The 24,282-nt window shown below is 73.8% G+C and carries 24 protein-coding genes; 11 read left to right on the top strand and 13 right to left on the bottom strand.

What is annotated here, in order from left to right:
• Nucleotides 1–4: 4 nt before the first annotated feature.
• The 3 genes from ACIGZJ_RS05960 to ACIGZJ_RS05950 all read right to left on the bottom strand — a co-directional run bounded on the left by ACIGZJ_RS05960 (nt 5) and on the right by ACIGZJ_RS05950 (nt 4,634).
• Entirely contained in the window at nt 5–436 is a 432-nt protein-coding gene (locus tag ACIGZJ_RS05960; RefSeq protein ID WP_392932047.1) for a roadblock/LC7 domain-containing protein, read from the bottom strand.
• A complete protein-coding gene (locus tag ACIGZJ_RS05955) occupies nt 433–3,546 on the bottom strand; it encodes a nitrate- and nitrite sensing domain-containing protein (RefSeq protein WP_396456242.1) in 3,114 nt (1,037 codons plus the stop codon). The genes ACIGZJ_RS05960 and ACIGZJ_RS05955 overlap by 4 nt, the downstream gene beginning before the upstream one ends.
• A 395-nt stretch (nt 3,547–3,941) precedes the next feature.
• Nucleotides 3,942–4,634 carry a FadR/GntR family transcriptional regulator gene (locus tag ACIGZJ_RS05950; protein ID WP_396456135.1) on the bottom strand — a complete coding sequence of 231 codons (693 nt, stop codon included), beginning with the start codon at nt 4,632–4,634 and terminating at the stop codon, nt 3,942–3,944.
• Nucleotides 4,635–4,809: 175 nt separating this feature from the next.
• Between ACIGZJ_RS05950 and ACIGZJ_RS05945 the strand changes: the two genes are divergently transcribed.
• Nucleotides 4,810–6,594: a 2-isopropylmalate synthase gene (locus tag ACIGZJ_RS05945; RefSeq protein ID WP_396456134.1), complete on the top strand. Its 1,785-nt coding sequence runs from the start codon at nt 4,810–4,812 to the stop codon at nt 6,592–6,594.
• Between the two features lie 175 nt (nt 6,595–6,769).
• On the opposite strand, the gene ACIGZJ_RS05940 is transcribed toward ACIGZJ_RS05945, so the two are convergent.
• The 4 genes from ACIGZJ_RS05940 to ACIGZJ_RS05925 form a co-directional block, all read right to left on the bottom strand.
• Nucleotides 6,770–7,312: a GNAT family N-acetyltransferase gene (locus ACIGZJ_RS05940; RefSeq protein ID WP_396456133.1), complete on the bottom strand. Its 543-nt coding sequence runs from the start codon at nt 7,310–7,312 to the stop codon at nt 6,770–6,772.
• A gap of 358 nt (nt 7,313–7,670) precedes the next feature.
• Nucleotides 7,671–7,904, bottom strand: a complete 234-nt coding sequence (locus ACIGZJ_RS05935; RefSeq protein ID WP_396456132.1) for a DUF397 domain-containing protein — start codon at nt 7,902–7,904, stop codon at nt 7,671–7,673.
• Between the two features lie 52 nt (nt 7,905–7,956).
• Nucleotides 7,957–8,190: a DUF397 domain-containing protein gene (locus ACIGZJ_RS05930; protein WP_396456131.1), complete on the bottom strand. Its 234-nt coding sequence runs from the start codon at nt 8,188–8,190 to the stop codon at nt 7,957–7,959.
• Between the two features lie 2 nt (nt 8,191–8,192).
• Nucleotides 8,193–9,065 carry a helix-turn-helix domain-containing protein gene (locus tag ACIGZJ_RS05925; protein ID WP_396456130.1) on the bottom strand — a complete coding sequence of 291 codons (873 nt, stop codon included), beginning with the start codon at nt 9,063–9,065 and terminating at the stop codon, nt 8,193–8,195.
• A 631-nt stretch (nt 9,066–9,696) separates the two neighbouring features.
• On the opposite strand from ACIGZJ_RS05925, the gene ACIGZJ_RS05920 reads away from it, so the two are divergent.
• From ACIGZJ_RS05920 to ACIGZJ_RS05905, 4 genes are all read left to right on the top strand, one after another.
• Nucleotides 9,697–10,221, top strand: coding sequence for a hypothetical protein (locus ACIGZJ_RS05920; protein WP_396456129.1), 525 nt, complete (start codon nt 9,697–9,699; stop codon nt 10,219–10,221).
• Between the two features lie 70 nt (nt 10,222–10,291).
• Nucleotides 10,292–10,816 carry a hypothetical protein gene (locus ACIGZJ_RS05915; RefSeq protein ID WP_396456128.1) on the top strand — a complete coding sequence of 175 codons (525 nt, stop codon included), beginning with the start codon at nt 10,292–10,294 and terminating at the stop codon, nt 10,814–10,816.
• 217 nt (nt 10,817–11,033) lie between these two features.
• The gene (locus ACIGZJ_RS05910) at nt 11,034–12,254 is read left to right on the top strand and encodes a glycosyltransferase (protein WP_396456127.1); all 1,221 of its coding nucleotides are present in this window, start codon (nt 11,034–11,036) and stop codon (nt 12,252–12,254) included.
• Between the two features lie 193 nt (nt 12,255–12,447).
• Nucleotides 12,448–12,681, top strand: coding sequence for a hypothetical protein (locus tag ACIGZJ_RS05905; protein WP_396456126.1), 234 nt, complete (start codon nt 12,448–12,450; stop codon nt 12,679–12,681).
• Nucleotides 12,682–12,726: 45 nt separating this feature from the next.
• Here ACIGZJ_RS05905 and ACIGZJ_RS05900 read toward each other — a convergent pair whose 3' ends face one another.
• The 3 genes from ACIGZJ_RS05900 to ACIGZJ_RS05890 all read right to left on the bottom strand — a co-directional run bounded on the left by ACIGZJ_RS05900 (nt 12,727) and on the right by ACIGZJ_RS05890 (nt 15,842).
• Complete coding sequence (locus ACIGZJ_RS05900) at nt 12,727–13,518, bottom strand: hypothetical protein (RefSeq protein ID WP_396456125.1); 792 nt, start codon at nt 13,516–13,518, stop codon at nt 12,727–12,729.
• 93 nt (nt 13,519–13,611) lie between these two features.
• Nucleotides 13,612–14,169, bottom strand: a complete 558-nt coding sequence (locus ACIGZJ_RS05895) for a hypothetical protein (RefSeq protein ID WP_396456124.1) — start codon at nt 14,167–14,169, stop codon at nt 13,612–13,614.
• A gap of 23 nt (nt 14,170–14,192) precedes the next feature.
• Nucleotides 14,193–15,842 (bottom strand): hypothetical protein, encoded by a 1,650-nt coding sequence (locus tag ACIGZJ_RS05890; RefSeq protein WP_396456123.1) that lies wholly within the window; start codon nt 15,840–15,842, stop codon nt 14,193–14,195.
• Between the two features lie 391 nt (nt 15,843–16,233).
• On the opposite strand from ACIGZJ_RS05890, the gene ACIGZJ_RS05885 reads away from it, so the two are divergent.
• Both ACIGZJ_RS05885 and ACIGZJ_RS05880 read left to right on the top strand, forming a co-directional pair.
• On the top strand, nt 16,234–16,824 hold the full coding sequence (locus ACIGZJ_RS05885; RefSeq protein ID WP_396456122.1) for a TetR/AcrR family transcriptional regulator: 591 nt from the start codon (nt 16,234–16,236) through the stop codon (nt 16,822–16,824).
• A 102-nt stretch (nt 16,825–16,926) separates the two neighbouring features.
• The gene (locus ACIGZJ_RS05880) at nt 16,927–17,526 is read left to right on the top strand and encodes a dihydrofolate reductase family protein (protein WP_396456121.1); all 600 of its coding nucleotides are present in this window, start codon (nt 16,927–16,929) and stop codon (nt 17,524–17,526) included.
• Nucleotides 17,527–17,594: 68 nt separating this feature from the next.
• On the opposite strand, the gene ACIGZJ_RS05875 is transcribed toward ACIGZJ_RS05880, so the two are convergent.
• Nucleotides 17,595–18,485, bottom strand: coding sequence for an NmrA family NAD(P)-binding protein (locus tag ACIGZJ_RS05875; protein WP_396456120.1), 891 nt, complete (start codon nt 18,483–18,485; stop codon nt 17,595–17,597).
• 103 nt (nt 18,486–18,588) lie between these two features.
• On the opposite strand from ACIGZJ_RS05875, the gene ACIGZJ_RS05870 reads away from it, so the two are divergent.
• The gene (locus ACIGZJ_RS05870; RefSeq protein ID WP_396456119.1) at nt 18,589–19,080 is read left to right on the top strand and encodes a MarR family winged helix-turn-helix transcriptional regulator; all 492 of its coding nucleotides are present in this window, start codon (nt 18,589–18,591) and stop codon (nt 19,078–19,080) included.
• An 82-nt stretch (nt 19,081–19,162) separates the two neighbouring features.
• On the opposite strand, the gene ACIGZJ_RS05865 is transcribed toward ACIGZJ_RS05870, so the two are convergent.
• Nucleotides 19,163–20,620 (bottom strand): LuxR C-terminal-related transcriptional regulator, encoded by a 1,458-nt coding sequence (locus tag ACIGZJ_RS05865; RefSeq protein WP_396456118.1) that lies wholly within the window; start codon nt 20,618–20,620, stop codon nt 19,163–19,165.
• 152 nt (nt 20,621–20,772) lie between these two features.
• Here ACIGZJ_RS05865 and ACIGZJ_RS05860 point away from each other — a divergent pair, with 152 nt between their 5' ends.
• The 3 genes from ACIGZJ_RS05860 (at nt 20,773) to ACIGZJ_RS05850 (ending at nt 23,527) form a co-directional block, all read left to right on the top strand.
• Entirely contained in the window at nt 20,773–21,702 is a 930-nt protein-coding gene (locus ACIGZJ_RS05860) for an NADP-dependent oxidoreductase (RefSeq protein WP_396456117.1), read from the top strand.
• A 193-nt stretch (nt 21,703–21,895) separates the two neighbouring features.
• Complete coding sequence (locus ACIGZJ_RS05855) at nt 21,896–22,633, top strand: MIP family channel protein (protein ID WP_396456116.1); 738 nt, start codon at nt 21,896–21,898, stop codon at nt 22,631–22,633.
• Nucleotides 22,634–22,729: 96 nt separating this feature from the next.
• Nucleotides 22,730–23,527 (top strand): SDR family NAD(P)-dependent oxidoreductase, encoded by a 798-nt coding sequence (locus tag ACIGZJ_RS05850; RefSeq protein WP_396456115.1) that lies wholly within the window; start codon nt 22,730–22,732, stop codon nt 23,525–23,527.
• A 42-nt stretch (nt 23,528–23,569) separates the two neighbouring features.
• On the opposite strand, the gene ACIGZJ_RS05845 is transcribed toward ACIGZJ_RS05850, so the two are convergent.
• Complete coding sequence (locus ACIGZJ_RS05845; protein ID WP_396456114.1) at nt 23,570–24,277, bottom strand: ABC transporter ATP-binding protein; 708 nt, start codon at nt 24,275–24,277, stop codon at nt 23,570–23,572.
• Nucleotides 24,278–24,282: the final 5 nt, after the last annotated feature.

The following is a 24,282-nucleotide window of genomic DNA, read 5'->3' as shown; positions in this document are numbered from 1 at the left end:
AGCATCACCCGCGGTTGCGGGCGGCGAAGGCGTCGAACTCGCTGCGCGCCGGGGTGGTCAGCTTCTGGCCGACCTGCTGGACCAGGGTGTGCATCGCCACGGACATCACCTCGGCGTCCACCTCCTGCGAGGCGACCACGGCCAGGTGGGTGCCCTGGGCGGCGGCGATGATGAACAGCCAGACCTCGGCGAGCTCCACGATCACCTGGTGCACCGGGCCGCCGTCGAACAATTGGCCGACGCCCCGGGCGAGGCTCTGCTGGCCGGTGGCGACGGCCGCCAGGCGTTCGGCGTCGGCCCGGTCGATGCTCCGGGAGTGGCTGACGACCAGACCGTCGTCGGAGAGCAGCACGGCGTTTCTGGTCCCGGCCACCGAGTCGACGAGTCCGTCCAGCAGCCAGTCCAGGTCCTGGTGGGTGGCGATCGTACGGTTCATGACTGGTCATCCGTCCTAGTGGTTCGGGGGGCCGCGCCGGGAAGGGCCCAGGGGGAGGGGGCCGACGCGGGGGTCGGGGGGCCGCCGGGCGCGGTGGGGCGCGACCGGTGCTCACCGGGGTCGTGACCGCCGTCCGGGCCGCCGCTCTGGCTGCGGGCGGCGCGGGACTGGCGCTGGAAGGCGCCGATCGCCGCGCCGGAGCGGCGGACCGGGCGCTGGAACGGGCTCACCGGGGTGCCCGGAAGGTGCGGCGCGGCGGGCGTTCCGGTGGCGGCGGCGGGCTCGTCCGGGCGCGGCGGCGGGATGCGCAGCTCCGCGGCCAGGCTGGCCTGGCGGACCCGCTGCGGGAGCGGCTGCTGCCCGCCCTCCGGCGTGCTGACCGGCACGGTGGAGGTGTACTCGCGCCGCTCCCGGCGCTCGGCCAGCCGGTAGTTGTCGGCCGGGCGGTACTGCTCGTCCGCGTAGGGGGACGCGGCCGGGGTGACCTTGGCGTAGGCGATGTCCGGGTAGGCGGGGGTGTCCGTCCCGGTGCCCTGGGGGGTGGCCTCGTGCGGTGCGGTGCCGTACGGGGAGCCCTCGTACGAGGTGTCGGCGAAGGGCACGGGCTGGTGTCCGGCGCCTTCGTACCCGGCCCCGTCGTGCGGGGTGCTCTCGTGCGGGTCGCTCTCGTGCAGGGTGTCCTCGTGCGCGGCGTCCTGGTAGCGGGAGCCCTCGTACGAGTTACCCGGGTACGGCGTCCGGGGCCCGGGGTACGGGGTGCGGTCGACGGGGGCGCCGCCGAAGAACCCGCCGCCGCCGTGGGTCGTGCCCGGGTACGGCGTACCGTCCGCGGGCGAGCTGTGCTGGACGGTCTGCTCCGCCTCCAGCGGCTGGATGTACTCGACGTGCGCGAACGCCTCGACAGGAGAACCAGGAGAACCAGGAGAACCAGCCGAGCCGAGCACTCCGGGCGATCCGAGCGCACCGGGGGCACCGAGCGCGCCGGGCACGAGGCGGTCGCCGGCCAGGCCGGCCGCTCCGGGCCCGTCGAAGGGGAACGCGTCCACGGGGGCGACCGGCGGGGCGGGCGCCGCGGTCGGCTCGCCCATCCCGCCCATCCCGCCCGTCCCGCCCATCTCGTCCGCCGCTTCGCCGACGGGCGCGGCCGAGGCCAGCAGCGCCGCCAGCGCCGTCTTGCGGGGCCGGCGGGCCAGCGGGATCGGCTCGACCGCCGGGGCGTCGGGCAGCCCGGCGTCCCCGTCGATCACCAGCTCGTCCGGGACGAGCACGACGACCCTCGTCCCGCCAAAGGCCGACGGCCGGAACTCGATCCCCAGCCCGGAGGCGGCCGCCAGCCGGGCGACCACGTAGAAGCCGAGCCGGACGTCGTCCGCCCGGGCCAGCACGTCCATCCGGGGCGGGCTGCTCATCAGGGCGTTGGCCGCGTCGTACTGGGCCGGGTCCATGCCGAGCCCGCGGTCCTCGATCTCCACGGCGAGCCCGCGGCCGACCATGGCGGCCCGGACCTCGACCGGCGTCGGCGGCTTGGAGAAGGTCGCCGCGTTCTCCATCAGCTCGGCGATGACGTGCGCGACCGGGCCGACGGCCCGCTCGGAGAGCCACGGGTGGCCTTCGACGTCCAGCATGATCCGCCGGTAGTCCTGCACCTCGCCCTGCGCGGCACGCAGCACGTCCAGCAGCGGGACGGGCTTGCGCCAGCGCCGCTGCGGCTGGCCGCCGGCCAGGATGACCAGGTTCTCCTCGTAGCGCCGCAGCCGGGCGGTGAGGTGGTCGAGGTCGAACAGGCCCTCCAGGATCTCCGGGTCCTCGTGCTTGCGCTCCAGCTCGTCCAGCTTGCGCAGCTGCTGACCGATCAGCAGCTGGGTGCGGCGGGCGATGCGCTGGAGCAGCCGCTCGAAGCCGCGGTGCTGTTCGGCCTGCCGGACGGCGGTCTCCAGGGCGGAGGTCCGGGCCAGGTTGAGCGCCTGGCCGAGGCGGGCCAGCTCGTCGGTGCCGTTGCCGTGCGTCCCGGCGGTGATGGCCCTGGTCTCGGCCTCGACGTCGACGTTCTCGCCGTGGCCGAGGCGTTCGACCACCTCGGGCAGGGTGCGCTCCAGCTCCTCGGCCTGGGTGTGCAGCTCGTCGATGCGCCGGCGCAGCGAGCGGGTCAGCCGCCAGGTGGTGAGGACCACCGCGATGACGGCGATCAGGCCGATGGCACTGGTCAGCACGACCTTGAGGAGCAGCGAGAGGAACGAGCCCTTGCCGACCTCGACGATGCCGTCGGTGCGGGTCTCCAGGACCTTCACGAGCTGCGGGTTGAGCTGGTCGAGGGCCTGGCGCCACTGGTCCTGGGCGGGCGGGAGCTTGACGGTGCCGCCGGTGTCGGGCGTCATCGGCCGGGTCAGCGCCTGCTCGACGGAGGCCTTGGCCTGCCACGCGGGGCTGGTCATCAGCTCCTGCCAGGCGGGCGCCTCGGCGCTCGGCACGTACGGCGCGACCTGCACGGTGAACAGGTGGTCCTGCGCCCCGATGGCCTGCTGGACCTGCTGGAGGTCGGCCGTGCCGAGCCGCCCGGAGGGCCAGCCGCGGGCCAGGATGGCGTCCTCGCGGGCCAGCATCTCCTTCGCCCAGAAGCCGTTCACCAGGGTCTTGGAGATCCAGGTGACCTCGCCGTTGTCGACGTGGCTGAGCGCGGTGAACAGCCGCAGGTCGACGGCGATCAGGTCGGTGTAGTACGTGAAGACGGTCGGCTGGTCGACGGCGCCGCGGTCGATCGCGGCGCGCTGCTCGGCGAGCCTGCCCATCGCCTGCCGTGCCTCGGTGACGGCGGTGCGCACCTCGGAGGGGGCGTTGTCGGCGGTCGCGCCGGAGAGCGTCTGGAAGGCGCGGACGGCATCGTCGGTCAGCTGCCGCTGGCGGCGCAGCGCCTCGGTGACGCTGCCGGGCCGGGCGAGCGACTCGGCGCTGAGCCGGCGCTCCTCCTGGAGGTTGTAGTAGACGATGTTGGACGGCTGTCCGGCCTTCTGGGCCAGCAGGCCCTGGCCCGCCTGGCGTTGGAAGTCGATGAAGGTCTGGCCCGTGGTGACCGCCCAGAGGACGGCGAGGGCGAGGCTGGGGACGACGGCCAGGACGAGCAGCGCCGTCCGCAGTGACAGGCGTGGACGCCTGCGGGGGGCCTTCGGCGTCGGGGGCCGCCGATTCGCACGCGCGCGCAGAGCTGACTCCTTGGGGCTGCGGGTCGGCCTGGTCGGGTCGACCCGTCCGGTGGCACGGGCTTTGACGAGGCGATACTAGTCATACGGTGTTATGGGAGTGAAAATCCGTTCGCTGTCTGGACGGCGTACACACACCGCCTGAACACAACGTCACACACCGGTTGATGGTTGGTTATCGAAGCGTCCCCGCGGTTTCCACCGCCGCTTGGTGACCCGGAGTCAGTGCAGGTGGGGCCGGGTGCACGGGGGTACGCACGAGTGTGCTCAGACGGTGAACGAGTACCGCTCGGGACGGCCGGTCTGCCCGATCAGGCCGTCAGCAGACGGGCCAGTGTCCCTGTCAACTCTGCCCCGAGAATTTCCCCCGCGCCCTCGACATCGCCACGGCGGACCGCCTCGACCAGCCCCGCGTGGGCCTCGTACCCGTGGTCCGGATCCCCCGCGCGCAGCCCCAGCAGCCCCACCAGTTCGACCAGGCGCTCCCGCAGCACCGGGACGAACTCCGCGAAGAGGTCGGACAGCACGGGGTTGTGCGCGGCGTCGACCACGGCGGCGTGCAGCGCGATGTCCGCCTCCACGAAGACGGTGTCCCCGGCCGCGCCCGCCTCCCGACGGGCGGTCAGCGCCCGGTCGAGCGCCACCAGGTCCGCCGCGCCGCGCCGGGCCGCCGCCAGCCGGGCCGCCTGCACCTCGACGATCGCCCGGACCTCGTAGACGTGCGCCAGCTCGGCCCTGCGCAGCCGCGCCGACCAGTCCTCGTTGGGCCGGTCCGCCGTCACGTACACCCCGGCGCCCTGCCGGCTCTGCACCATCCCGGCCCCCGCCAGCGCGCGCAGGGCCTCCCGGACGGTGGACCGGCCGACGCCCAGCTCCTTCGCCAGCGCCACCTCGCCCGGCAGCTTGCCGCCGACCGGCCACTGGCCGGCCGTGATCTGCTCCTCGATCCGCCGGGTCGCCTGGTCGACGAGGGGGGACGGCCGGAGGGGGCCGAGTGGAGGCATCGCGCTCACCTGCCAGGTTGTCTGAGGAGTTGGCTCGTGGTTACTGTACCCGGCATGAAGCCGTGGAGCCTCCTTCTTGGACGCCGCAGCGGGGCCTGACCGAACCGGCACCCCGCTGCGGGGCGCCGTGCTGCCGGTTCGTCCTGTGCCGAACCGTACGAAGGACCTGGCCACGATGCAGCCGCCCACCCGCTCCGCCGCACGCTTCCCCACCCTGCGCACCCCCGCCGGCGCCGTCCCCGCCGCCGCCCCCGCCTGGAACCCCCAGCGCGGCAGCGCCATGCCCCACCACCGCTACCGACCCGCCCACCAGCGCGTCCCGCTGCCGCCCTTCCCCGGCGACCGGCCGCGGGAGTGGCCCGGCCGCCGGATCGAGCAGGCCCCGCTGTGGGTCCCCGTCGACCTGCGCGACGGCAACCAGGCGCTCGCCGAGCCGATGGACCCGGCGCGCAAGCGGCGGATGTTCGACCTCTTCCTGGCCATGGGCTACAAGGAGATCGAGGTCGGCTACCCCTCCGCCAGCCGGACCGACTTCGACTTCGTCCGCCAGCTGGCCACCGAGCCGGGCGCCGTGCCCGAGGACGTCGCCGTCGTCGTGTTCACCGCCGCCCGCGAGGACCTGATCGACCGGACCTTCCAGTCCGTCGAGGGCCTGCCGAACGTCGTGATCCACCTCTACACCGCCACCGCCCCGGCCTGGCGGGACGTCGTCCTCGGCCGCGGCCGCGAGGAGGTGCGCACCCTGATCACCGCGGCGGCCGAGCACATGGCCCGGCGCGCCGACGGCCGCCCGGGCGTGCGGTTCGAGTTCTCGCCCGAGGTGTTCAACCTGACCGAGCCGGACTACGTGCTGGAGGTCTGCAACGGGATCACCGCGCTCTGGGACGCCGACCCCGACCGGCCGGTGATCCACAACCTGCCGGCCACCGTCGAGGTCGCCACGCCCAACGTCTACGCCGACCAGATCGAGTACATGCACCGGCACCTGGACCGGCGCGGATCGGTGATCCTCTCCGTCCACCCGCACAACGACCGCGGCACCGGCGTGGCCTGCGCCGAGCTCGCCGTCCTGGCGGGCGCCCAGCGGGTCGAGGGCTGCCTGTTCGGCAACGGCGAGCGGACCGGGAACGTCGACCTGGTGACCCTCGCCCTCAACCTGCACACCCAGGGCGTCGACCCGATGATCGACTTCTCCGACATCGACGAGATCCGGCGGACGGTCGAGCACTGCAACCGCCTGGCCGTCCACGAGCGCCACCCCTATGTCGGGGACCTCGTGCACACCGCCTTCTCGGGCACCCACCAGGACGCCATCAAGAAGGGCTTCGCCCACCACGCCAAGGCGGCGGCCGACCTCGGAGTCCCGGCCTCGCAGGCACCGTGGGCCGTCCCCTACCTGCCGATCGACCCGGCCGACCTCGGGCGGGACTACGAGGCGGTGATCCGGGTCAACAGCCAGTCCGGCAAGGGCGGCATCGCCTACCTGCTGCAGACCGGGCACGGGCTGGAGCTGCCCCGGCGGCTGCAGATCGAGTTCTCCCGGGTGGTGCAGGACGCGACCGACGACAGCGGGCGCGAGGTCGGCGCGGACGAGCTGTACACGCTGTTCCGGGCCGCCTACCTGGACCGGGCGGTACCCGCCGCCTGGCGGACCGGGGAGGACGACGGCCACTGGGCGGAGGTCGAGCTCGACGGCGTGACCCGCCGGGGCACCGGCAACGGCCCACTGGACGCGGTGACGGCGGCGCTGGCCGCCGGGGGAGTGGCGGTCGACATCCTGCAGTTCAGCGAGCACGCCGTGCGCACCGGCCGCGACAGCGACGCCGTCGCCTACGTCGAGGCGCGGGTCGGCGGCGAGGTGGTGTGGGGCGTCGGACGGGACTCCTCCGTCCTGGCGGCGGGCGTCCGGGCGGTGCTGAGCGCCGTCGGACGCGCGCAGGGCGGACCGGCGTCCCGGTAGCACCCGGTCGGGCCCCGGCCGCCGCCGTCCACCGGTGGCGACCGGGGCCGGGCCTTCGCGCCGCCCGTCCCGCGCAGGGGATCACCCGGGGGACGAGGGCGGCTGCGGTTTCCCGGGTGCGGTCGCCGCAGCCGTCCTCGTCCCCCGGCGCCGAACACGATCGGCCCGGCAGCCGCTAGATGCCGAAGCCCGCGGCCCAGCGGACCGGCCCGGTCGGCAGCGGGTGGCGGTCGTCCAGGCTCAGTGCCATCCACGCCTCGTCGGGCGCGTCGATGGTCAGCTCGACCCCGTGGGCGGAGGCCCGCTGGAAGCCGAACCGCGGGTAGTACGTCGGGTGCCCGAGCAGGACGACGAAGCGCTCGCCCTGCTCCCGCGCGGCGTCGAGCCCGGCCCGGACGGCGGCGGAACCGGCACCGATCCGCTGGTGGTCGGGGTGGACGGAGACGGGCCCCATGGCGAGCGCGGGGACGCCCCCGATGTACGCCCGGGTGAGGACGACGTGGCCGACCACGGTGCCCGCGAGGTCGGTGGCGACGACGGACAGGCCGTCGATCCAGCCCTCGTCGGCGCGCAGCGCGTCGAGGACACCGAGCTCGAAGGAGGTCTCGAACGCCGCGAGCGTGATGGCCCGGACGGCGGGGATGTCCGCGGCGGTCTCGGCGCGGGTGATCCAGCAGGAGGAGGAGTAGGCGGAGGAGGAGGACGAAGAAGAAGACATGGGAGAAACCCCTTGGGTGAAGGGGGCCCCGGCACAGCACGGGCACACCCGGCGGCCGCACGAAGGCGGCTCAGGGGGGTGTGGAAACGGTCAGACCAGGGCCCGGGACATGAGGATGGTCCGGGCGCTGCGCGAAGCAGCGGTCTTCACCGCGGGCACAAAATCACTTCCCTGTCTTCTGTCGGCATCCTGGTCGAGCACGGATGCCCGGACCGTAACACGGCCCTGCACGTGGGCGCCTCCGGTTTTCCGCCGACCGGTACACGGCCGTACGCAGGCGGTGCGCGGACGGTACAGCGGCCGGACGTACGCCGGCCGTCCACCTTTTGGCGGACGGCCGGTGCCTGATGATGGTGCGTCAGAGGGCGGCGGCGAACTGCACGAATGCCTGCCACCCTTCGGGGGTGAAGGTCAGGTTGGGGCCGCTCTTGTCCTTGGAGTCGCGCACGAGAACGGCCGCGGTCGTTCCGGCGACCTCGACGCAAGCAGTGCCCTCGTTGCCGCTGTAGCTGCTCTTGTGCCACGCGACCTCGACGCAGTCGGCGCCCTCGTTGCTGCTGTAGCTGCTCTTGAACCACGCCAGCTCGGCCATGCTCACCGTTCTCCCGGCATCTTCTGGACGGTCGGTGCAGGGTGATGGTGTTTCAGAGGGTGGCGGCGAACTGCACGAATGCCTGCCATCCTGCGGGGGTGAAGGTCAGGTTGGGGCCGCTCTTGTCCTTGGAGTCGCGCACGAGGACGGCGTCGGTCGTGTCGGCGACCTCGATGCACTCGGTGGCCTCGTTGCCGCTGTAGCTGCTCTTGTGCCATGCAATCTCGACGCAGTTGGCACCCTCGTTAGTGCTGTAGCTGCTCTTGAACCACACCTGCTCGGTCATGCTCACCGCTCTCCCAGAATCTTCTCGATCAAGGCCAGAGACCCCAGCGGATCGAGCGCCTGAGCCCTGATGCTGCTGTACCTTGCGGCCATCGTACGGACTTCATCAGGGTTCGTGATCAGCCTGTTGACGTGCTGCACTTCCACGTACGCGATCTGCGGACGCCCGGACGGGGTGAGCAGCGCGAACGATCCTCCCATTCCTGCGTGAGTGGTTCGATCCAGCGGCATCACCTGGAGTTCCAGGCCCCAGGTGCGGCCGACCTTGATGAGGTGACGCAGCTGTTCCTCGTGAATGTCCCAGCCGCCCAAGGGGCGCCGCAGGACGCCCTCGTCGATCACCCAGCTAATTACTGGGAGCGTCGGCCGCGCGAGAATCGTCTGACGTGTCATTCGCGCGGCGACCCACTGGTCGACCTGCTCCTGGGACAGCCACGGCCGTCTCATCTGGTACAGCGCACGAGCGTGAGCTTCGGTCTGTAGCAGGCCTGGGATTGCCACCACGCTGTAGTCGTGGATCTCGACGGCCTTCGCCTCCTCCTCGGTGAACGCCTTCGACCACGCCGGGTGCCGCGTACTCACCCGCACCTTCGCCTTCATCACGTCGTCCGCGATCACCCTCAACACGCCACCCGCGTTGAGGAGGACGTCGGCGGCCTCCAGGAAGTCCGCCTGTGCCGTCCGTCGGCCGCGCTCGACCGAGCCGACCAGGTCGTCGCTGTAGCCGACCTGCTGCGCGAACTCCTTCTGCGTGAGCCCGGACCGCTCGCGGAACATCTTCACCAACTTGCCCACCGCGCTGAAGAACTCCGCCACTCCCTCGGAGCCCTCCGGCAGCTCGCCGTCGTCGAACACCGTGCGCTCGCCACCCGCCACAGCAACCGCCCCGTCCCTGCTCGCCGCGTTTTCGATCGGTTAGTTCCACCCCAACGCCAAGACCGTCTGGGCCGAACTGGACCTCCCGCGCACCGATGCCGCCTGACCACCCCGCGACCCGCGCCGCAGCGCTCACCCTCCTCCCGCTCGCCCTCCTGCTTGCTCTCACCTTCTGGGCCTGCCCTCTCCACCCCCGCCACGTCTTCCCGCCGGCGCCCGCCCCCCGCAGTGCCACCACCCCGCCCCCGCCCCCCTGAAAGGCGGAGTGGGAAGTCGGACCCGCCGACTTCCCACTCCGCAGTCGGCCCTGGCCCCGCCACCACTCAGGGCGACGGGGGCAATCGCTGCGGCAGGTGCTCCGGTGCGATTCGCCTGTTCCTCCAGGGGGTGGGTGCGGGGAGGGGAGCCCCGAGAGGCCGCGTCCCGATCGAGCGCGCAGCACGCGCGTCCGACCGGCGGGTCGCTCGTGCAGCACTGGCAGGAACGATTCGGTAGCTCTCCGGCGGCCACCGCCTCGGGGGGAAGGCCGTGGGAGTGGGAAGTCGGCGGGTCCGACTTCCCACTCCACGGCACCTCCGCAATCTGTGTCCCCGGCAGCCAATACGCAGAGTGATCAGCGATGCTGATCCCCATGCGGCGTCAAGATGTTCTGACCTTGTGGGACAGCCCCTTCATCAACTTCCGGGACTTCGCCTTCCCGGACGGCGAGGGACACGGCTACCGCTGGGTGGACATCAAGCGCTTCCATCTCCCGGGAGACCCGCCCGGCGACCGTGGCCTGCTGGCGGCCCTGATCGCCCACCCGGAGTTCCGCGACACCTACGACGGCGCCGGCATCTGGACCGAGCCGCGCCACGGCCAGTGGTGGTCCGACCGCATCACCCCGGCCGCGTACGAGGCGGTCGACGCCCCGCGGGCCGCCAGACTCATCCGCGGCTGGGTCGCCAACGGCACCTCCACCCCCACCGGCCTCGACGTGCGGCTGACCGCGGACGTCTACACCCCGATCCGCAACGCCACCAGCCGCTACCTCCTCGGTGAACTGCCCGAGGACGCGCGCCACGACTACGGTCCGATCCACACCGAGTTCCACGAACTGGTGCTCGTCGACCGCAGGATGGGCGTGCTCACCCTCCTGGTCGCCGCCGACGACTGAAGCGCCTGCGGACGGCCGCTGGTCCGCTGGTCCGCGGCTCCGACGGCCCGTCGGACTCTAGGATGATCCGATGGACATTGCAGCGGTGGCGATCGCGGTGACCGGCGTGGCGGGGACCCTCGGGGCCGCGCTGCTCACCCAGCGGGGCGCCGAACGCGCCAGGCGGCGCGAGTTGGAGCTGAGCCACGCCTTCCAGGAGACCCACGAGAACCTCGCCCTGCGGCGCGGCTGCTACACCCGGCTGTACCGCGACGCACGGCAGTTCGCGACCGCGCTCGGCCGGCACCTGCACGTCCTGCGCGACCGGACACCCGGGGAGGAGGACGTCCGGGCGCTGGAGGAGGCCAAGGAGGCGCACCGTAACCACTGGTCCGAGGCGCTGATGGTCGCACCCGATGCCGTGATCGCCCCGAGCAGCGAGGCGAACATGGCGCTCACCCGGGTCTACGGGATGGCCAAGCGCCTGGAGCAGGGCGACCCGCGGCCCGGCGAGACCCTGCACGCGGCGGTGGACGCACAGCAGGAACTGTGGGCACTGATCAAGGTCATGCGGCACGCGATGCGTCAGGACCTGGGCGTGGCGGGGGAGTTCTAGCGAGCGGCGGCAGCGGGAGCCCGGATCCACCGGCCGCTGCGATACCGCTGGGATGCCGGTGAGGAGCTGGTCCGCCTGCCGGGGCGTCAGAGGGAAGGAGGAGTACCCACTCCTTTCCACTCTCAACTTATATCCCACCGGGGGGCTTGCGGCAAGGCCCCGTCGATGGCGCAGAATCACCGCTCGAAGCTGTGATTCGGGGAAACTGGAGTACAAGATGCGCGTGTTGCTGTCGGCCTATGATTCGCGCGGTGGCGTCGAGCCGCTGGTCGGACTCGCGGTGCGGCTGCGTGAACTCGGCGCCGAGGTGCGGGTGTGCGCGCCGCCGGACGAGGAGTTCGCGAAGCGACTGGCCGGAGTCGGCGTGGAGATGGTGCCGACCGGTGCGTCGGTGCGCGACCTGGTGACCGGGAAGACTCCGCCGTCGCCGGGGGGCGTGCCCCGGCGCGCGGCCGAGTTGACCGCCGCGTTCTACGACCGGGTCGTCGAGGCGGCCGAGGGGTACGACGTGCTACTGGCGACCGGCCTGGTGCCGGCCGTGGCCGGTGTGCGGGCGGCCGCCGAGAAGCTGGGAATCCGCTACGTGTACGCGAGTTACCAGCCGGTCAGCCTGCCGTCGCCGCACCACCCGCCGATGCCGCTGCCGGGTCGGCCGCTCGCCCCGGACGTGACCGACAACCGGGTGCTGTGGGACCAGAACGTCCGCGACGCGCAGGAGGTGTTCGGCGAGGCGGTCAACACCCACCGGGCGTCGGTCGGCCTGCCGCCGGTCGACAACGTCCGCGACTACGCCTTCACCGACCGGCCGTGGCTGGCCACCGACCCGGTGCTGGCCCCCTGGGAGCAGCCGGCGGAGCTCGACGTGCTGCAGACCGGCGCGTGGGTCCTGCCGGACGAACGCCCGCTGCCCGCCGACCTGGTGGCGTTCCTGGAGGCTGGTCCGGCCCCGGTGTACGTGGGCTTCGGCAGCATTCCCATGCGCGATCCGCAGGAGATCGCCCGGGTGGTCGTCGAGGCGATCCGCGCCCAGGGCCGCCGCGCCGTCGTCTCCCGGGGCTGGGCCGACCTGGCCCTGGCCGGTGACCAGGACGACTGCTTCGTCGTCGGCGAGGTCAACCACCAGGCGCTGTTCCGCCGGGTGGCGGCCGTCGTGCACCACGGCGGCGCGGGCACCACGACGACGGCCACCCGGGCCGGCGCGCCCCAGGTGGTGGTCCCCCAGGGGGCGGACCAGCCGTACTTCGCGGGCCGGGTGGCCGACCTGGGCATCGGCGCGGCCCACGACGGCCCGACGCCGACCGTCGAGTCCCTGTCGGCCGCGCTCAAGGTGGCGCTGACCCCCGAGGCCCGCGACCGGGCGACCGCCGTGGCGGGCGCGTTCCGCACCGACGGGGCGGCGGTGGCCGCGGAGCTGCTGCTCGACGCCGGCGACCGGTAGCGACCGGTAGCGGCCGCCGGCGGACGGGGTGAACCGGCCGCGGCCGTCGGGCCGGGTGTGGAACTCCGGGTGTGGTCCTGCGCGTTGTAGGCCAGAAGTGCGGCACCCGCATCGCAGGGCGGTGCGCTCGGAGTTCCGGCGCCGACCCGGGGGACGGCCCGGGACGGCGGCGCGGCCGGAGGGAGCTGGTCCGATGGCGGTCCTTCCGGTGCTGGTCATCGGGTCGTTCGTGCTGGTGTGCCTCCTCTTCGTGCTCGGCGCGCCGACCACCTGGTGCCGGGAGTGCAGGCACCAGCGCACCGAGCACGAGGACGGGACGGGCCCGTGCGGCGGGGAGGACTTCGACGTCGGCGAGCTGCCCCCGAACGGGAGGACCTGCCCGTGCGACCGCTACCGCGAGCGCCGTTGGGGAGGGCGCCGCGGGTGAGCGCCGCCGGGCTCCTGCCGAGCTCCCGCCGGGCTCCCGGCGTGATCAACCGCCGGTGGCCGGACAGTGGTCGGCCACGCAGAACGAGCCGAGCACCGTCCGGTGGACGTGCTGGAGTGCCGGCCAGTCGTCGGGCGGCCCCGCCACCAGCAGCGCGTACACGGTGCCGTCGAAGGCGGTGAGGGCGTGGTCGACGGCGCGGCGGGTGCCGTACTCGGCCGAGTCGTAGGAGTACTCGAGCTCGGCGCCGTCGGCGGTCTCCTCCAGCCGGATCCTGCGGTAACCCGGGTACCTCACCGTGTTCTTGGCCAGGTCGGCGTCCGTGGCGGCGACGGCCGTGTACGGGGTCCGCTCGGCCATGGTGATGACCTGGACGACGCGGGCGCCGTCGGCGGACCTGTACAGGACGGACTTCCCCTCGCCGCTGCGCTGCCAGCCCCGGGGCACGGCGAGGGTGAACCCGACGGGGTCCCGGACGAGGGTGAAGGCCGGAGTGGGGTCGGCCGTCGGGGGCTGCGTCGCGGCGGGTTGCGCCGGTGTCGGGGCTGGTTGCACGGGCACCGGGTCGGGCCGCGTCGGGGCCGGTCCGGTGGCGGAGCCGCCGACCGGGGCGACCGGGCCGTCCGAGAGGGCGGCCGCCGCGGGGCCGTCCCCGGAGCCGCGGTGCAGCAGCAGCAGCCAGCCGCCGCCCGCGAGCGCGGCGCAGAGCACCACGGCGGCGGCCGCCAGGAGGGCCGGGCGGGCGCGGGGCCCACCGGGAGGGGGCGCGGCGGCGCCCGGCGGGTGCGCGGGCGGCCCGGTCACCCACTGCTGGCGTTCCGCGTCCCACTCCGCCATTGCGTCCCCCGTCCCCCGTGTCCCGGCCTGCCTGCGTGCCCTGAGTGCCTGTGTCCCCTGTGGTCCGTGTGCCCCGGGTGCCCCGTCGGGGCCTCAGCCGAGCAGCTGGGTGATCGCCTGGATGACGGTGAGGGTCGAGGCGAGGCCGGACACCGCCGTGACCGATCCGGTCAGCAGGCCCCGCAGCCGGGCGAGTCGCCCGGGTTCCACCCGGCCGGTCTGCTCGATCGCCGTCTGCACCTCGGCGAGCCGCTGGTCCACCTCGTCGATGTCGTCGCCCTCGGTCCGGGCGAGAATCGGCAGGTGGCCGCGCAGGGTCGTCACCGCGTGCAGCAGCTCCAGCATCTCGGCGCCCACCTGCACGGACTCGTTGACGGCCCGGGCGTTGCGGCCGACGGCGACCGGGGTGTCCCGCAGGGTGTTGACGATGACGCTGCCGGGCACCGGGGCGGGCGTCCGGCCCTCGAGCCAGTCCGCCGGGGCCGGCGGCAGGGGCGTCTGGCCGCTCCGGTGGGACCGGTCCTCCGCGACGGCGCCGTCGCCGACCGCGATCGCCCCGCCCGTGACGTGGTTGGCGGTGATGCCGCCGGACACCGGCGGGGTACCGCTCCGCGCGCCCGCCGTCTGCTGCTCGTCGTCTTTCCCGTTCACCGGGCCCCCTTGGTGGTGTGTCGTCATGTCGTCCCGCCTCCTGTCGCACCGCGGGGGTGGGACGTGGAGTTGTGCCGGGCCGAGGCTCCCGACCCGGTCGCCACGGCGCCGCCGCTCATAGCCCCGATGTAGACCCCGCCGTCGTGGACCTGCACGATGTACTGCTCGAAACGGCCGGTCTCGTACCCCTCGTTGCGCAGCGAGTCGCGCACGCCGTCGATGATCCGCTCCTGGATCGTCTTCACGTACCGGCTGATGTCCAGCTCCTGGAAGAGCGAGACGGTCGGGGCCGCGGCGAGTTCCCGCAGCGACACGGCGGGGCCGGCGGCCGGCCCGAGCGACCCGAACGGCCGCCCGCCGCCGAGCCGCAGCAGCGCCCCGATCGCGGCCGGACCGGCCACGGCCGCGGAGACAGCCGAGCGCCCGGCCCCGGCGGTGCCCGTGTGGTCGCCCTGGGCGACGGCGTCGGCCAGCCGCGCGTAGTCGGCCCGGATCGGGTTCAGGACGTGCGGCACGACCTCCAGGACGAGCAGCCCGCCCTGGGTGTGCACGCGCATCAGGACCGACAGCACGATGTGCTCGTCCCAGGCCCCGACCCTGATCCGCAGGAAGTGCCGGCGCCGCTCCGCGCCTTCGTTCACCGCGTGCTGCAGATGGGCGGCGACGGAGGCCGGGTCGCGCAGCACGTCCTCGCGGCGCGGGCCGACCGGCAGGTAGACGAACTCCTCGATCTCGAGGTCCTTCAGCCGGTCCCGGCTGGTGTCGGCCGCCGAGCGCCGCAGCGCCTCCAGCCGCGGCACGATGAGGTCCAGGACCGCCCGGGCGGTGAGCTCCTGGTCCGCCGCGGGCGGTGCCGTCATGGGCGGTGCCGGCGCCGGCTTGGGGCCGGATCCCGGCGCACTCCGGGCGCGCTTGAGCTCCAGGGCGAAGGACCACGGCTGGTACGGCTTGCCCGCGCCGAGGAACGGGTGGGCCGAGTCGTACACCGTCAGCCGGGAGAACTGCTCGTGGTCGATCGCGGCGCCGACGGCGCGGTAGCGGGGCGAGGCCGGCAGCTCGGCGCGTGGCCTGGTCGGGAACGTCGCGCGGCCCAGGTCGTGGCGGATGGTCCGGGCGACCACGCGGCGGTGGACCCAGACCGGGATGCTCAGCAGCACCGGGAAGACCACCCCGTCGACGTGCCCGGAGGGCAGCGCGGTCAGGGCGAGGAACAGGTAGCCGAGTTGCGCCAGTCCGGCGAGCACGGCGAAGGCCTCGGTCCACGACGACCGGGGCAGGTCCGATCCGGGCGCGGTGACGGTGACCGGGTAGAGAGCCCGGTCCCGCTGGGCCGGCGTCCTCCCGTACCAGGACAGCAGGCAGACCAGCGCGAAGAGGAACGCGAAGGAGGAGACCGGCAGGTGGTCGACGGACAGCGACTCGGCGACCGACCGCTCCAACTGCTGCAGCGGCGTCGACCCGGGACGGACGGGCGGCAGCAGCCGGGGGGCGAGCAGGAACGCCACCCAGACGGCCACGAGCACCGCCCCGGTCCGGATCTCGGCCGCCCGTGCCCGCAGCGCGTGCGCCAGGACCGGTACGAGGTCGAACCCGAGGGACGGCGCAACCGTGCGGTTCCCGTGCTCCACCAGCTCGCTGATGACGCGCCGCCGGTACTCGGGGTCGAGGTACACGCCCGCACACAGCAGCCGGGTGGCCTCCGACGCGGCATGCGGACTGCCGGGCGGCCTCGTGGGCGGCCCCGTCGGTGGCACCGTCGGCGGCCTCGTCGGCGGCGGAGGATGGGCCGCAGGTCGGAGCGGCGGCTGGGCCGCGTCGGACCCGCCGGATGGGATCGCCATCCACCCCCCCCGGTGGCTAGGACCAACTCCCTTCGAGTATGGGGCTCTTGGCGCGTCCTGGCCATCCTTTGACCGTGCGGGCGTGGAAGCCTTCGGCCGCCCGCCCCTCGCGGGGCGGACGGTCGATGCCACCGCCGGGTGCCGCCCGGCAAACCACTTCACTTGACGTACTTCGACTGCAGTGGTTTGCTTGGCGCACTTCAGTCCGAGGAGGGAGAGCGGGATGCGTCAGAATCCGGCCCGGCGGGCCGCGCTGCTCGACGGCGCCATCGAGGTCCTCGCCCGGGACGGCGCGCGCGGCCTGACCCTGCGCGCCGTCGACAAGGAGGCGGCGGTCCCGATCGGTACCGCGTCCAACTACTTCCGCAACCGCGACGACCTGCTCGTCCAGGCCGGCGCCCGCGTCTACGAGCAGCTCAGGCCCGAAGAGGGCGCGATCACCGAGATGTTCGACCAGGCCCTGGACGCCGCCTCCTACGGCGCGATGCTGCGGGGGAGCGTCGACCGGATTTCGGCCTTCCGGTCCGGGTACCTGGCGTTGCTGGAGCTCCGGTTGGAGGCCACCAGGAGGCCGGAGTTGCGGAAGCTGCTCACCGAGCGGGTCCGCTCCGACATCGACGAGAACGTCGCCCGGCACGAGGCCGCCGGCCTGCCGGGCGGCGCGACCGCCGTCCTGCTGATGTACCTGGCCATGAACTGGCTGGTCGTCGAGCAGCTCACCCTGCCGGACGTCCTCACGGACGCCGAGCGCGACGAACTGGTCGCGCAGGCGGTGGAGCGCATCGTCGGGCCGTTCCCCGCCACTGCCGAGTAGCGCCCGCCGCGTAGCACCCACCACGTAGCACCCGGTGGCGCCCTGATCCGGGTGCCACACCGCTCACCACGCTCCAACCACCGACCCCCAGAAGGACATTACTTGCGCAAGCTGGTCTACTTCATCGCCGCCACGCTCGACGGCTTCATCGCCGGACCGGACGGCTCCGACCCCACCGGCCCCGGCGGCTTCTGGTCCCCCTCCGGGGACTACATCCGGTACCTGATCGAGGAGTACCCCGAGACCCTGCCCGGCCCGGCCCGGGCCGCGCTCGGTGTCACCGCCGAAGGCACCCGTTTCGACACGGTGGTCGAAGGCCGCAAGAGCTACGAGGTCGGCCTCGCGGCCGGCGTGACCGACGCCTACCCCCACCTCAGGCACCTGGTCTTCTCGCGGACGCTCGCCGCGAGCCCGGACGCCGGCGTCGAGCTCGTGGCCGGCGACCCGGTGGCGCGGGTGCGGGCGCTGAAGGAGGAGGGGGGCAAGGACATCTGGCTGGTCGGCGGCGGCGAGCTGGCCGGTGCGCTGTACGGCGAGATCGACCGGCTGATCGTCAAGTTCAGCCCGCTGACCATCGGTTCGGGCATACCCCTGTTCGGGCGGGGCGCGGCCTTCGCGCCCGGCGCCTGGGAGCTCGCCGGCCACACCGTCCTCGACGGCGGCGCGGTCTTCCTCACCTATGAGCGGGGCGCCGGCCAGTAGTGGTGGGGGCGTTGCCCCGGGCCCTGTTATCCGGGCCCTGTTATGCGGAGCCTGTCATGCGGGGCCTGTCATGCGGGGCCGAGGTCCCAGAACTGCTCGGCGGCCCAGGCCTCGACGGTGTGCCAGCCGGTCTCCGGGTACCGCGCGTGCAGGGCGTCGACATCCACCTCCAGGCCGGTCTCCTGGAAGTAGCGGAACATCGCGGCCAGGTCCTCCGAGTAGCCGGCGGCGACGGCCAGCGGCACCTCCTCGAAGCGGATGTCGCGGCCGCTCGCCGCGGAGATGGCGGCCGCGATCTGCTCGGGGGTGCGCCACTGGGAGGCGATGTCGATCCGCCGTCCCGCGAACTCCTCGGGGCGGGACAGCGCAAGGGCGGCGAAGGCGCCGATGTCGGCGGCGGCGATGAGCGGCATCGGCCGGTCGGCCGGCATCGGCAGGTGGAGGACGCCTTCGCGCAGCGACCGCAGCGTCCACCCGTTGGCGTAGTTCTCCATGAAGGCGCCGGGGCCGATCACCGTCCACGGCACGTCGAGGGCGGCCAGGTGCCGCTCCAGCCGCCACTTGCTCTCGAAGTGCGGGATGCCCGTCGACCGGTCGGCGTTGGTGGCCGAGGTGAGGACGATGTGCCGCACCCCGCCGGCCGAGGCGGCCGCGTCGAGCAGGGCCTCGCCCTGGCGGACCTCGGCGTCGAGGTCGCTGCCGAACGGCGTGGACATCGCGAACAGCGCTCCGGCGCCGTCGAGGGCGGCGGCCAGCGAGGCGGGGTCGTCGAAGTCCGCCCGGACCACCTCGGCGCCGAGTGCGCGCAGGGCGGCGGCGGCCGGTCCGGCGGGGTCGCGGGTGAGGGCGCGGACCGGGAGGCCGAGGCGCAGCAGTGCGCGGGCGGTGGCGCCGCCCTGGGCGCCGGTGGCTCCGGTGACGGCGACCGGGGCGGGGAAGATCGTGGGTATCTGCGTCATGCAGATAAAGGTAGGCGGGATTGTCTGCGTGGCGCAACTGTTTAATTCGAGACCGTATAGGGTGTGAGCACAACGGAGACACCGAGGGAGCGAGGCCCCGCCCATGGCACGTGACGACCTGCTGGCGCAGCTGTGGCCCGAATCCCGCCGCTACCTCGCCTCGTACGTCCTCTTCAACCAGGCCGTCGCCGACCACCTCGGCATGCACCCCACCGACCTGCAGTGCCTCAACCTCCTCAGCCTCGAAGGCGGGCCGGTCACCACCGGGCGGATCGCCGACATGACCGGCCTGACCAGCGGCTCGGCGACCAGGCTGGTCGACCGGCTGGAGAGGGCAGGCCTGGTCGCCCGGCGGCGGGACGACCGCGACCGCCGGCGCGTGCTGGTCGAGGTGGTGCCCGAGGCGCTGGAGCGGTTCGGTGCCGTCTGGCGGGATCTGGGCGCCGACTGGGAGGAGATGTTCCGGGAGGACGACGAGGCCGACCTGGCCGTCCTGCTGCGGCACATGCGCCGCACCGTCGAGTTGGGCCGCCGCCAGATGGCCCGGCTGGCCGAGTCTCCTGGGACGGTCGGCTCGTCACGGCCGACCGGCTGACCGTTCGACGGGGACGGGGGACGGGTGGATCCGACGGGCGGGGTGCGGTTCCCGGCTCCCCGGGTGTCGCCTGCTCCGGGCGTCAGGACGCCGCGTAGAGCGTGGCGGCGGTCGGCAGCCCCGCGCGATGGGCGAGCGCGGCCGCCTCGCCGCGTGAGGCGACGCCCAACTTGGCCAGGATGTTGGCGACATGGAATTTCACCGTGGACTCGCTGATGTGCAGGGCGAGGGCGATCTCCCGGTTGCGGCGGCCCTGGGCGAGCTGGTCGAGGACCTCCAACTCCCTTGGCTGAAGCCCGTCCAGGGGGTCGGCGGAGACCGGTACGCCCGGCGCGTTGAGCGGCAGGTCGACGGTGACGGTGGTGCCCCAACCGGGGACGGCGTCCACGGTCAGCCGGCCCTCCAGTGCGGTGATCCGGTCCGCCGTCCGGTGCACGGCGAGCGCCTCGACGGCGAGCAGCCCTGGTCCGTCGTCGCGCACCACCGCGCGCAGGGTGTCCGCCACCAGATGCCAACTCACGTGCAAGCGGCTCAGGTTGTCCTGCTCCAGCATGGCCAGGACGGTGGAGCGGACGGCCGCCCGGGCGGTGTGCGCGATGTCGGCGGGGATCCGCGGGGTGCCGGCTCCCGCCCTGGTGACCGCGGTGGCGGTGGCGGGGGCGGGGGCAGTTGCGGCGACGGTGGCGGTGGTCCCGGCCGCCGCGGGCGGCAGCAGGTCGAGCCGGACGGGACCGTGCCGCAGCAGCGGGCGCAGCTCGTCGGCGAGGCGGGCGAACGCGGTGTCCACGGGCTCCTCGCTCAACTCCCGGTCGAGGTCGGCGCCGGCCCGCAGCTCCAGCAGGGAGGAGACGGCGAGCTCGGTGGCGCTGCGGCGGGCGGCGGCGTCGTCCAGCGCGGCGGAGCGCAGGGCGGAGAGGATCGCGGACAGCGCCGAGGCGTGCGTGCCGGTCAGTTCGGCGATCGCCCGGGCCCGGGCCATCGCCGAGGCGCGGGAGGCGGCCGCGTGCTGCGGCGCGGCGTCGGTGGCGCGGTGGTGGGTGTGGGCGGTGACCAGCTCCCACAGCTGCTGGAGGACGGCGAGCGCCGACTCGGGCAGCGGCCCGCCGGCCGCCCGGACCAGGACGAGCAGGGCGCCGTTGGTACCCGCGGGCGCCGCCGAGACGGCGACGGCCGGGCGGGTGGAGCCGGCCAGCACCGCCTCGCCCTGCCAGGGCCGCCCCGGCCGGACCGACTCGGCCAACCGGCCCAGCTCCAGGCTGGTGATCCGCCCGGTCGCGTCGGCGCGGCCGTACGAGCCCGTGGGGGAGTGCGTGCAGACGCCGCTGAGCTGGGCGATCGCGGTGTGCGGGACGAGGTCGGCGAGCACCTCGGAGAGTCGCCGCATGATGGCGGGCCGCGGCGCCCGCAGCACCTCCACCGCGCGCGCCAGCGCTTCCTCGGGGCCGGCCCAGCCGGGGAGGGGGAGCCCGGTGCCGGGTGCCGTGCCTGCTGTTCCTGCCGTTGTGCCGTCCGCCATGCGATCCCCCCGGTCATCCGCCATGCCGTTCAGCCTAGTCGGGTGGTTCGCACGCGGCCCTGGCCGTTCGGCCAGGTCGAACCGGCCGAACGGGCGGCCGGTGGCCGGCCGTGCGGACGCCAGGCTGGAGCCGTCAGGAAAGCGAACTCCCCGACGAGCAAAGGACTGTGGGACTCATGACGAAGGCCATCGGCTTCACCGGGTTCGGCAGCGCGGACGTGCTGCACCCGATCGAGATCGACCTGCCCGTGCCCGGCCCCGGCCAGGTGCGGATCGCCGTCCGCACGGTGGGCGTCAACCCGGTGGACCACAAGGTGCGCAGCGGTGCGATGACCGCGCTGATCCCGGTGGAGTTCCCCTACGTACCGGGGTACGAGGCGGCGGGCGTGGTCGAGGCGGTCGGCGAGGGCGTCACGGACGTGCGGCCGGGCGATGAGGTGTTCGGCCGGACCGTCGCCGGTGCGTACGCCGAACACGCGTTGCTGGGCACCACCGAGCTGGCCCGCCGGCCGGCCTCGCTGGGCTGGGAGGAGGCCGCCGCGATCCCGGTGGCCGCCGAGACGGCCTGGCGGGCGCTGGACCTGCTGGGCGTGCAGAGCGGGCAGACGCTGCTGGTGCACGGCGCGGCGGGCGGGGTCGGCACGGTGCTGCTGCAGTTCGCCCGCGCGCGGGGGATCCGGGTGATCGGCACGGCGAGCGAGTCCAACCACGCCCGGCTGCGTGAGCTGGGCGCGATCCCGGTGACGTACGGTGACGGGCTCGCCAAGCGGGTGCGGGCCGCCGCTCCCGAGGGGGTCGACCGGGCCCTGGACGCGGCGGGCCAGGGCGGGGTCCTCCCGCTGTCCATCGAGCTGACCGGCGGCGCGGAGAACGTGCTCACCATCTCCGACTGGGTGGGCTCCGCCGAGTACGGGGTGCGGTTCAGCGGGGGCCGGGAGGTCGTCCACTACAGCCGCCCGGCGCTCGACGCCGCGCTCGAACTGCACGCGGCGGGCACACTGCGGCTGCCCCTGCACCGGGTGCTCCCGCTGGCGGAGGCGGCGGAGGCACACCGGGTGAGCGAGCAGGGGCACGTCCGCGGGAAGGTCGTGCTGGTCGTGGGCTGAGCCGCCGGTTGGGCTGGGCCGCCGAGGGGTGCAGCGTGCCTGTTTCACCCGAATGGCGTAATTCCGGAGGCGGATCCCCAGTGCTGGCGGGGTTGGGCCGTTCGGCCGATATGCGCTCCCTCGTTCGATTGCGGAGGGTTGACCGGGTGTGGGCGGCGCGGTGCCGCCCACCTGACCCGGTCAGGAGGACTGGATGGACAGGCGCGCGGTGGTCGGCGAGTTTCTTGGAACTCTGCTGCTGGTACTGCTGGCGGTGGGTGCCGCGGTGGTGGCGGGGGAGTCGATCGGCTCGGTGGGCATCGCGCTGGCCTTCGGCTTCGTGCTGCTCGCGCTGGCGTACGCACTCGGGCCGATCTCCGGCTGCCACGTCAACCCGGCGGTGACGCTCGGGTTCCTGCTGGCCCGCCGGATCGACGGGCGGACGGCGGTGTCGTACTGGATCGCGCAGTTCCTCGGCGGGATCGCGGGCGCGGCGCTGGTCCTCGTGCTGGCCAGGCAGATACCCGGCCTGCAGACCCACGGGAAGCTCGGCACCAACGGGTGGGGCGACCGCTCCCAGGTGCACATCAACGCGTCCGGTGCGTTCCTGACCGAGGTGATCCTGACCTTCCTGCTGGTGTACGTGGTCCTCGCGGTCACCCACCGGCTGGCCGTCACCGGCTTCGACGGACTGCCGATCGGGATGGCGCTGGTGGTCGTGCACCTGGTCGGCATCCCGCTGACCGGTACGTCCGTGAACCCGGCCCGCAGCCTGGGCCCGGCGCTGTTCGCGGGCGGCGGGGCGCTGTCGCAGCTCTGGCTGTTCCTGCTGGCCCCGCTGGTCGGCGGCGCCCTCGCGGCCGGGGTGCACCTGCTCACCCATCCGCAGCCGAACCTGCCGTCGGCCGAGGCGATCGCGACGGACGTCCGGGCCGCCGCCGCCGAGCACTGACCGACCCGGGGGCGAGACCCGAAGGCCCAGCACGGCACGGCGTCCAACTGGGCGTCGTGCCGGGCATTCTGACGGGTACTCGGTATCGTCGGCGCCGTGAAAACCGATACAGGAGCCGGGCGACTGGCCGGCAAGTCGTGTGTGGTCACGGGTGCGGCGAGCGGCATCGGCCGGGCGGTAGCCGAACGCTTCGCGCGGGAGGGCGCCCTGGTCGTCGCGACGGACATCGACGCCGACGGACTGCGGCGGCTGGCGGAGCAACTGCCGCAGTCCGTCAGCACGGTGGTCGGCGACGTCGCGCAACCGGACGACGCCCGCCGGATGATCCGCGCCGCCGTCGAACGCCACGGTCGCCTCGACGTGCTGGTGGCCAACGCGGGCGTGATCCCGCTGATGGAGATCACCGAGGCCGAGGCCGAGGACTGGGACCGGGTGATGGCCGTCGACGGCCGCGGGATGTTCCTGACCTGCAAGTACGCGGTCGAGGCGATGAGTGGCGGGCCTGCTGGGTCCGGCCGTTCCGGGGGGCCCGGCGGTGCGATCGTCTGCCTCTCCTCCATCTCCGGTGAGGCCGGGCAACGTGGTCAGGCGGTGTACGGGCCCGCGAAGTTCGTCGCGTCCGGGTTGGCCAAGCACCTGGCGGTGGAGTGGGCGGACCGGGGGATCCGGGTCAACGCCGTCGCCCCCGGGACGATCACCACCGAGCGGGTGATCCGCCTGCGGGACGAGCCGGGCGGGCCCGAGTACCTGGAGGCGATCGAGAAGCTGCACCCGATGGGGCGGCTGGGCACGCCGGCCGAGGTGGCGGCCGCCGTGCTGTTCCTGGCGTCGGACGAGGCCTCGTTCATCACCGGGGTGGTGCTGCCGGTGGACGGCGGGTACCTGGCGCAGTAGGGGGCGGGACTTGTGGTGTGCGGGGCCGGGCGGGTCGGACGGTTACGGCGTCGTGGTGGGGTGGCCTCCCAGCTCTGCGGGCTCCCCGGAGAAGCCGACCTCGCCGCGGTGCAGTACGTGGACCACGGCCGCGCCGGCCAGGCTCCGGGGGAGCGACTGCGCGGTCACCACGACCGTCCGGCCCTCGGCGTCCGCGTCCGCCAGCAGGTGGGCGTGGAGTCGGGCGGCGAGGGCGGGGGCCAGGCCGCGGTCCGGTTCGTCGAGCAGGAGGAGGCGCGGTCGGGCACTCAACGCCATGGATACCGCGACGAGTTGCCGCTGACCTCCGGAGAGCGTGCCGGCCGGGCGGGTGAGCAGGGGGGCCAGCTCCGGAAAGAGGGCGAGGGCCTCGGAGGGGCCGCCCCGGCTCCCGGCCCTCCCGGGGGCCTCCGCCGCGCCCGCCGCGAGGTCGAGGTGCTCGGCCACGGTCAGGGAGGCGAAGACCGCGCGTTCCGCCGGGACGAGGGCCAGTCCGAGCCGTACCCGCTGACGCGCTCCGAGCGCCGTGACGTCCCGCCCCCGCCACATCACCCGCCCGGCCGACAGCCGTGCGACGCCGGCCAGAGCGTGCAGCACGCTGGTCCGGCCGGCGCCGTTGCGGCCGAGGAGCAGGGTGACGCGGCCGGCCGGGAAGGCCAGGTCCACGCCGTGCAGCGCCTCGAGGGGGCCGTAGCGGACTCGGGCGTCGAACAGGGCGGCTTCGATGGGCACGGGGG

This window comes from Kitasatospora sp. NPDC052868, from assembly GCF_044547105.1.
Lineage (GTDB): Bacteria > Actinomycetota > Actinomycetes > Streptomycetales > Streptomycetaceae > Kitasatospora.
Note: the sequence above shows the minus strand (reverse complement) of the source record. Positions and strands in the feature narration are given on the sequence as shown.

What these genes read in the sequence shown, in the direction of transcription:
- ACIGZJ_RS05930 (WP_396456131.1), bottom strand. Translation starts at nt 8,190, where the DNA reads ATGACCGAGCAGGTGTGGTTCAAGAGCAGCTACAGCACTAACGAGGGT.
- ACIGZJ_RS05870 (WP_396456119.1), top strand. Translation starts at nt 18,589, where the DNA reads ATGGCACGTGACGACCTGCTGGCGCAGCTGTGGCCCGAATCCCGCCGC.
- ACIGZJ_RS05950 (WP_396456135.1), bottom strand. Translation starts at nt 4,634, where the DNA reads ATGCCTCCACTCGGCCCCCTCCGGCCGTCCCCCCTCGTCGACCAGGCG.
- ACIGZJ_RS05940 (WP_396456133.1), bottom strand. Translation starts at nt 7,312, where the DNA reads ATGTCTTCTTCTTCGTCCTCCTCCTCCGCCTACTCCTCCTCCTGCTGG.
- ACIGZJ_RS05905 (WP_396456126.1), top strand. Translation starts at nt 12,448, where the DNA reads ATGGCGGTCCTTCCGGTGCTGGTCATCGGGTCGTTCGTGCTGGTGTGC.
- ACIGZJ_RS05935 (WP_396456132.1), bottom strand. Translation starts at nt 7,904, where the DNA reads ATGGCCGAGCTGGCGTGGTTCAAGAGCAGCTACAGCAGCAACGAGGGC.
- ACIGZJ_RS05885 (WP_396456122.1), top strand. Translation starts at nt 16,234, where the DNA reads ATGCGTCAGAATCCGGCCCGGCGGGCCGCGCTGCTCGACGGCGCCATC.
- ACIGZJ_RS05875 (WP_396456120.1), bottom strand. Translation starts at nt 18,485, where the DNA reads ATGACGCAGATACCCACGATCTTCCCCGCCCCGGTCGCCGTCACCGGA.
- ACIGZJ_RS05960 (WP_392932047.1), bottom strand. Translation starts at nt 436, where the DNA reads ATGAACCGTACGATCGCCACCCACCAGGACCTGGACTGGCTGCTGGAC.
- ACIGZJ_RS05860 (WP_396456117.1), top strand. Translation starts at nt 20,773, where the DNA reads ATGACGAAGGCCATCGGCTTCACCGGGTTCGGCAGCGCGGACGTGCTG.
- ACIGZJ_RS05865 (WP_396456118.1), bottom strand. Translation starts at nt 20,620, where the DNA reads ATGGCGGATGACCGGGGGGATCGCATGGCGGACGGCACAACGGCAGGA.
- ACIGZJ_RS05910 (WP_396456127.1), top strand. Translation starts at nt 11,034, where the DNA reads ATGCGCGTGTTGCTGTCGGCCTATGATTCGCGCGGTGGCGTCGAGCCG.
- ACIGZJ_RS05920 (WP_396456129.1), top strand. Translation starts at nt 9,697, where the DNA reads ATGCGGCGTCAAGATGTTCTGACCTTGTGGGACAGCCCCTTCATCAAC.
- ACIGZJ_RS05915 (WP_396456128.1), top strand. Translation starts at nt 10,292, where the DNA reads ATGGACATTGCAGCGGTGGCGATCGCGGTGACCGGCGTGGCGGGGACC.
- ACIGZJ_RS05855 (WP_396456116.1), top strand. Translation starts at nt 21,896, where the DNA reads ATGGACAGGCGCGCGGTGGTCGGCGAGTTTCTTGGAACTCTGCTGCTG.
- ACIGZJ_RS05945 (WP_396456134.1), top strand. Translation starts at nt 4,810, where the DNA reads ATGCAGCCGCCCACCCGCTCCGCCGCACGCTTCCCCACCCTGCGCACC.
- ACIGZJ_RS05900 (WP_396456125.1), bottom strand. Translation starts at nt 13,518, where the DNA reads ATGGCGGAGTGGGACGCGGAACGCCAGCAGTGGGTGACCGGGCCGCCC.